The organism is Trichocoleus sp. DQ-A3 (assembly GCF_039961975.1).
Lineage (GTDB): Bacteria > Cyanobacteriota > Cyanobacteriia > Cyanobacteriales > FACHB-T130 > FACHB-T130.
In genome coordinates this window covers 66,710-74,745 of the sequence record NZ_JAMPKC010000022.1, presented here as the reverse complement: position 1 = coordinate 74,745, position 8,036 = coordinate 66,710, and the positions used below count along the sequence as shown (strand labels likewise).

Genomic DNA, 8,036 nt, shown 5'->3' with positions numbered 1-8,036 from the left:
AATCATCCACAAATTTCACGGTGGCTTGGGCTGGACGTGGTTCTGTCATAGGTAAATTCTGGCTTTGAACCCGTTTTAGCCTATTATCCTCTCCCTAAAGTGACAAAAGAGCGCTAGAAACGAAGACAATTTTGTAGGGACATCCACAAGAGGTACCCCTACACAATTTCAATTGTCAGCAATGCTAAACTTTGAGCATTAATTTTGGGCATGAAATCTATTCGTGTTCTACCACAAATATATTGGCATAGAGGTTTGCTAATATCTGCTTTCCCTCTTGCGTCAGCTCTAAGTAGCGTAATCCATCCTGGATGTAAGGATAAACGACATTCCAGTAAAACTTCGGGTAGTTTCTTCGCAAATCTCCGGGAGTTTTGTAACCCAATGTTTTATTCACCCCGGTTTCTTCAAATTCGTAGAACAATCCACTAATTTTTTGCAAGTAGCGCGGATCGCTAAGTTGACCAATTAAATCGGCGGCGCGAATTAAGCCTGGAAAGTTATTAGTATCTTGATGATCTGCATCTGCTGGCACAGGAAAACGAGTTAACTCAATATTCTTCTTGATCGTTTCTGTATCTATCAGTTTGTGACCGCCAAAACGCTCCTCAATAAACAGTTTTCCGCGATCTACATGATAAGGTGTAAGGCTGGCATCGGTTAATCCGGTTGGCAGCGAAATGAGCAAGTTGTCAATACCTGTGGCATACACCCTTTCACTGGGTCGATCTTGCAGGCAAACTCCTTTGACGTAGCCAATATCATGGCACAACAAAGAAATGATACAGTGCAACCAATCTTCGCAATAAACTCCCCCAAAGCGGATATGTTTGCCCCGCAGAATTGCTTGTCCCACTAAGGTGACAAAGATGGTGTGTTCGACGTTGTGATAAAGGGCGTCGCTGTTAGCAATATTTTCCAGAGCCATGTTTCCAGCCCAGACGATGATATCAGGGTAGTCTGGTTTAAGACCGCCGTAAGTGCGGCAATAGGCAGCTCGCAGGCGTTCAACGAAGGTATCGATCATCACCATTGTGGGATTAAACATCTCTAGTCCCCTGATAAAATTGAGAGCGCATTTAGAAAATTCAATTAAAGAAAATCAATTGTTATAAATTGATTAAAATTTTGAAGCGTCTACTGATTGGCCTAAAACTACTCTTCTAGGGCGTTTAATTTTATTCATTTTCTAAATTAAAACACGCTTACTTGCTACTTCTATCAGTAGTTTCACTTACCTTTATGCAGACCGCAACCAGGAAAGCTCAGAAGTTCTGAGTGTTTTTCAGGCTACAGCAAAACTGAAGACGCGAGAGCATTCAGTTTGGCTAACCCCTGTTACACATCAGACCTAATTAATTCAGGAAACCCCAGGAAAGTTCAGGAAATCTCCAGTCTTTCCTCTGTTATCTGCTATAGGAGATTGTTTTTGCTTGCACCTTCCCAGGGTTTCTTAAGGTGGTGTAATACCATTTCAGTAATTGCCTGCAACACAGCCGACGAATTGCTGCGATGGGAGCACCGCTACTCTAGTAACAAGGAGGAGAAAGAGAAAATCGCCAGTATAGTGCCAGTAAAGCCAATAGGATTTCTGAGAAGTGTCAAAAGTTGCCCTTTTTTCTAGCGTTAGCGTTCGTGTAGCGGCGCGGATGCGCGATCGCACATCCCTTTCGCGCATCCGCGCTGCTTCGCGGGGATGCAAGGGATATCTCTACCGTTTAAGCGTCTCAATTAGGACTTTTCAGACATTCTCTAATAGGTGTAAGAAGATTAATAGCAGGAGACCGTCACGCTTTAGACTCAGCCATCAGGATTCCCTTAGAGCTTAGAAAGAAGGAGTCCCTGGCTCAGGGGAGTTTTGTCCGCTTTATTGCCATCGACGGGCTGTGGCAGCTACATTTTTATAATAGGAAGTAATCCTAGGCTTACTGTTTGGTTGCACTTATAAAAAGTTATCAAATATACGCAAGGTGCAATTTTAAATAGGCCCTTGATTCCATCAGTTTCTATTTTCAGATAAAGACTGATCAAGATTTTTATTGGCAAGAGGTGAGAACGCTATGTAAACTTAATCGATCGATCTCTTAAAATGAACCTTCCTATGTAAATCAGGTTGCAAAATTTATTAAATGTTAAATATAGCAAATTTGCTCGATTTTTAATCTGTTTCTAAGAAACCGCGAAAGACGCACTAGCCTTAATTGAGCTATACACTTTCTTCGCTAGAGCAAAAAGAAAACGATAAAAAAGAAGTTTCTGAACACCTAAAGTTGTTATCAAATAGCCCTTTCAAGCAAGCATGGAAATTAACGAAGCATTAAGATTTATAGACGATTTAATTTTTGTTAAAACAGGAAAGCACTTAAACGATCTGGAAAGGGAAATATTTCTAGGATCTTGGGAAGGAAAAACTTATGAAGATATTTATCCTTTGAATCCTCAATATGTAGAAAAAGATGTTGGCTATAAATTATGGAAGAAGCTTTCGGTAGTTTTGGAGGAAAGAGTTAGCAAAAAAAATTTCAAAGGAGCCATAGAACGCGCTCAAAAGCAGGAGTCGCACTCAGCAGAAGTGCCACCCCTGAAGGACCAGAACCATTCCCAAAAAGAAGTAGAGGGATTTACGAAGAGAATCTTTATCTCGCACCGCGCACAGGAGCCAGATAGGGGACTAGCGACTCAATTTTACGAAACCCTGAATGCTTCTGGATACACAGCCTTTATGGCGAGTGTAGGCGCACCTACAAGGGATGTCCAGAAAGGCGAGGGTCAGAGACATTCCTCAGAAAAAATCGGATGGTCAGCGCCGCCTCTTCTTTCTCAAATTGATACAGAGTTACAGCAATGCGACTACTTTTTGCTGCTAATTTCTCCCCAAACGGCGGTAAGTGAAATGGCGATCGAAGAGTTGCGACGAGCGAAGGAATTGCGCTCTATTCAGAATAAGCCAGCCGTGCTAACAATTCGCGTTAATTGTCCCTCGAATACTCCGCTAAATCACGATTTACGCAGCTATCTTGATGGAAATGAACAATTTGAGTGGAACTCGCCTGCTGACACTCCAAGTATTGTGCAAAAAATTCTGAGTTTACTGGCAAGAAGCGTGGAGTCCGGCGTTGTAGAGGCAGATTTAACTAGGATATCCGTGGGGATACCTGAGGAATCAATCGATTCATCTCTAGAGAAGCCTGAACGCCTAACTCCTTTAATTTCCCAGGAGGATGAAGGGACATCCGTCATCCTGCATTCTTCAGATGCACCCCTGCCAGTGGCAGAACCAGAGTTACCCAATGGTCAGGTGCGTCTGGCTTCTGCGTTTTATGTAGAGCGAGTTCCTTATGAAACGCAGTGTTACAAGGAGATTTTGCAACCAGGCGCTTTGATTCGAATCAAGGCACCGAGACAGATGGGGAAAACTTCGTTGATGGCGAGGATTCTTTATCGAGCAAACGAGCAAGGTTATCGGACGGTACCGTTGAGTTTTCAGCACGCGGATACGGCAGTTTTTACAGATTTAAATCAACTTTTGCGGTGGTTTTGTGCCCGAATTTCTCGAAAGCTGCGCCTTCCTCATCAATTAGATGATTATTGGACGGATACTTTTGGTAGTAAAGATAATTGCACGATTTATTTTGAGGATTGTTTGCTGTCAGCATCTGACAGTCCGTTAGTATTAGGCTTAGATGAAGTGGATCGGGTTTTTCAATATCCCAAAATTGCTGACGATTTTTTTGGGTTGTTGCGGGCTTGGTACGAGGAAGCTGGCTATGGGAATGGCGATAGCGATCGCTGGCAACAACTCCGGCTGGTGGTGGTACACTCAACGGAAGTTTATATCCCTCTGAATGTCAATCAATCCCCGTTTAATGTAGGGTTGCCGATTGAGTTACCGGACTTTAGCCCGGAACAGGTGCAAGATTTAACTCAGCGGCATGGACTGAATTTGAATGCAACGCAGGTTGAGCAATTAATGAGGCTAGTTGGTGGACATCCTTATTTAGTCCGATTGGCGCTTTATCATATCGCGCAGCAAACGATTACGCTGGATCAACTGTTAGAAACTGCACCCACAGAGGCGGGACTTTACGATGATCATTTGCGAAGACATTTATGGAATCTGCAACAACATCCAGAGTTAGCAGATGCTTTCGCTAAAGTAGTGATGGCAGACACACCCATTGAATTAGAGTCGGTGCCAGCATTTAAATTGCATAGTATGGGGCTGGTACAGTTGCAGGGCAATTATGTCACGCCGCGCTTCGATTTATATCGGCAATATTTTAGCGATCGCTTGTCAATTAAAAATGTCAATTAAAAACTAAAAATTAATAGGGATTAGTTGAGTTAATAGTTGAGCTATCTCTTAGGCAAATTTTAGATAACTGTTAGCTAAAAGTATAGAGCAGTTATTCATTACTCACAAAAAACTCATTTGTCAGAAGCATGGTGTTTTCTACCCAATCAGAAGCCCTTATGAGTCAACAGCCAAACCCAGGCTATAACTATAAAGTCGGTGGACATTTGCCTCTTGATGCTCCTACTTATGTAGTGCGACAGGCAGATTTTGACCTTTACGAAGGGTTGAAGGCAGGAGAGTTTTGTTATGTGTTAAATTCTCGGCAGATGGGGAAAACTAGCTTGCGGGTGCGAACGATGCACAAGTTGCAAGCGGAAGGATTTGCCTGTGCAGCGATAGACTTGACGAAAATTGGTAGCCAAGATATTACGCCGGATCAGTGGTATGCCGGAGTGATGCGGCGGTTGGTGACGAGTTTCCAGCTTTCAGACAAGATTAACTTACAGAGTTGGTTGCGCGATCGCGCTTTTTTACCTCCGGTACAGCGCTTGAGTGAATTTATCGAACAAGAGCTGCTAACATCAGTCAGTCAGAAAATTGTTATTTTTATCGACGAAATTGATAACGTCCTTAGCTTAAATTTTAAGATTGATGACTTTTTTGCGTTTATTCGGGCTTGCAATGAATACGAACGTCTGACTTTTGCCTTGCTAGGAGTGGCGAGTCCCTCTGATTTGATGCAAGACAAAAACCGGACTCCTTTTAATATCGGTCGGGCGGTTGAATTATATGGCTTTCAATTACACGAAGCGCAGCTTTTAGCAGGGGGGTTAGCCGGGAAAATTAGCAATCCTCAAGAAATGCTAAAAGCTGTATTAGATTGGACGGGAGGACAGCCGTTTCTTACCCAAAAACTTTGTAAATTAGTCCTTCAACAAGCAGAGCAAAACTTATTACCCATTAGCCAAATCCCAGATTGGGTTGAGAGATTAGTGCGCTCGCGGATCATCGAGAGTTGGGAAGCGATGGATGAACCACCGCATCTAAAGACGATACGCGATCGCATTCTCCGAATTGGACAGCGCAGCCGTACGCTACTGGATCTCTATCAGTTAATTTTGCAACAAGATGAATTAGCATTTGACGAAAGTCCCGAACAAATCGATTTACTACTATCAGGAGTAATTGTCAAGCGGCAAGGGAAGTTAAAGGTATGTAACCGCATTTATGCCTCTGTATTTAACGAGAGGTGGGTAAACAAGGCGTTAGCGGATATGCACGCCGACTTCATGCAAGTTGTTGCTACCCAAGAACAAAAACTTCTATCGATGCTTAGCGTGATGGAAGGCAAAACATTTGATGATATTCTTTCAGAAATATTAGGTTCTATTACTTTAAAAATGGGCGAACTACTGAGTGTAGATCGCACAACAGTTTTCTTTATAGATGAAGAAAAAAGTGAACTTTGGTCAATTATTGCTAGGCATGAAGACGGAAATCATCCCGAACTTCAGATTTTGTCAAATAAAGAAACTAAAGGACGATTAACTTATTTCAAAAAATTTGTCAGCACTCCCTTTAGTTTTTGCGACGATCCCGCTGAGTTGGAAGCGGAGGAATCAGATACAAATAAGGGATATCGCACCTACAACGAGTTGATTTTACCAATATTAAATGAGCAGGGAGATTTAGTTGCTGTTGTTCAATTACTGAATAAGTTAAAGCAGCCGAATAATCCACAAGCTCGCTATTCAGAAAGAATTGATAAATACGGTTTCACAGAAGCCGATCAAAAACAGTTTGCTGACTATGCTCCGGCAATTCGACGAATTCTAGAAAGATGTCAGTATTGTTACAAATTAACCCAAAGACTACAAGCCTCAGAAGCACTGACAGAAGCAACGCGATCGCTCTCTCAAAGCAGCCTTGACTCTGAAGAAGTCTTGGGTCGTGTCATGGATGCGGCAAAAAAACTGATGAATGCCGATCGCAGCACGCTTTGGCTAATCGATCGAGAGGCAGATGAACTATGGACAAAGATTCCTTTTGAGGACGGTTCTGTTCGAGACTTGCGAGTCAAAGTAGGGCAAGGTTTCGCTGGCAAAGTTGCTGCATCTGGAGAAACTTTAAATATTCCCTTCGATCTGTACGATCACCCTGATTCGGAGACAGCTAAGAAAACAGATCAAAAGACGGGTTATCGAACTTGTAGTTTACTCTGTATGCCCGTTTTCAGCCCTGATGGTGAATTATTGGGTGTTACCCAATTAGTGAATAAAAAGAAACCGGGTGTTTTTCCAGAATATAACCCAGATCATTGGCCCGAAGCCCCCGAATGCTTCAAAGCTAGTTTTGATGGGAATAGTGAAAAATATATGCAGATTTTTAACTCTCAAGCGGGGGTTGCTCTGCAAAATGCCCAGAAATTTGCCAGCGTCAAACAAGAGGCAGAATCTCAACAAAAAAATGTGGTCAGTCAAACTCTGGCGATGCTCAATAGTGTCATGGATAACCAGGGTTTTGATGATATTTTAGATAGCACCTTGCGTTCGATTACTCTAAAAATGGGCAAATCTTTGAGTGCCGACCGCACGAGTATCTTTTTATTAGATGAAGACAAACATGAATTTTGGTCAATTATCGCCGAAGCCGATGGAGATGGTTCTTTAGAAATTCGGATACCTGCTAATAAAGGAATTGTGGGCGAAGTGGCAGCCCGCAAAGAAGTTATCAATATTCCCTTCGATTTCTATGACGATCCTCGCTCTGATGCAGCAAAAGAGCAAGACAAAAAAAACGGCTATCGCACTTATACAATGTTGGCGTTGCCACTCTTAAATGAGCAGGGAAATTTAGTCGCAGTTATTCAGTTACTCAACAAATTAAAGCGATTTGGCGACCGGACTACATCCTTAGCAGAAAGAATCGATCGACAGGGCTTTACAAAAGCAGATGAAGAAAGATTTGCGGAAAATGCCCCAATGGTTCAAATGATTTTAGAAAGCTTCCGCTCTTATCATAAAACGGCTAGAGGGCAACGAGTGGCAGCCGCATTAATGGCAGCAGCTCGTTCAGTGAATCAAAGCAGTTTGGATCTTCAAGAAATTCTCAAGCGGGTGATGGAAGCAGCCAAGAAACTGATGAACGCCGACCGCAGTACTTTATGGATTTTAGATCAAAAGCCTGGTGAATTGTGGACGCAGATTCCCTTTGATGATGGTTCGGTAAAAGAATTGCGGGTGAAAGTAGGACAAGGTTATGCTGGCAAAGTTGCCGAATCAGGAGAGCCTTTGAATATTCCTTTTGATTTATATTCTCGCCCAGATTCGGAGACAGCTAAAAAAACCGATCTTCAAACAGGTTATCGCACTTGTAGCTTACTCTGTATGCCAGTTTTTAGTCCCGATGGTGATTTGATTGGGGTGACTCAATTAGTGAATAAAAGAAAGCAAGGAGACTTTCCAGAATATGAAAGTCCCGATCAGTTGGCATTTCTACAAGAGGAAGCTCCGGAATATTTTAGGGCTAGTTTTGATGACAGCGATCAAAAATATATGCAAATTTTTAATAATCAAGCTGGAGTCATCCTCCAAAATGCCGAACTTTTGGCAGCAGTTAAAAAACAAGAGCGATCGCTTCGAGACAACCTGAGTGAATTGTAAATTTAAGGGTTGGTTCAGTACTTTGGGAATAACCCCATTCCGCCTTACTAAGAAACAGTATTGAAGTTTTAAATTAT

The 8,036-nt window shown here is 42.4% G+C and carries 4 protein-coding genes; 2 read left to right on the top strand and 2 right to left on the bottom strand.

What is annotated here, in order from left to right:
* Positions 1-217: 217 nt before the first annotated feature.
* Together NDI44_RS23020 and NDI44_RS23015 are read right to left on the bottom strand one after the other, a co-directional pair.
* Complete coding sequence (locus tag NDI44_RS23020) at positions 218-1,048, bottom strand: Npun_R2479 family HD domain-containing metalloprotein (protein WP_190415962.1); 831 nt, start codon at positions 1,046-1,048, stop codon at positions 218-220.
* A gap of 426 nt (positions 1,049-1,474) precedes the next feature.
* A complete protein-coding gene (locus NDI44_RS23015) occupies positions 1,475-1,702 on the bottom strand; it encodes a hypothetical protein (RefSeq protein ID WP_190415961.1) in 228 nt (75 codons plus the stop codon).
* A 597-nt stretch (positions 1,703-2,299) separates the two neighbouring features.
* Between NDI44_RS23015 and NDI44_RS23010 the strand changes: the two genes are divergently transcribed.
* Together NDI44_RS23010 and NDI44_RS23005 are read left to right on the top strand one after the other, a co-directional pair.
* Complete coding sequence (locus NDI44_RS23010; RefSeq protein ID WP_190415960.1) at positions 2,300-4,315, top strand: AAA-like domain-containing protein; 2,016 nt, start codon at positions 2,300-2,302, stop codon at positions 4,313-4,315.
* 158 nt (positions 4,316-4,473) lie between these two features.
* Entirely contained in the window at positions 4,474-7,959 is a 3,486-nt protein-coding gene (locus NDI44_RS23005; protein ID WP_190415959.1) for a GAF domain-containing protein, read from the top strand.
* The last annotated feature ends 77 nt before the right edge of the window (positions 7,960-8,036 follow it).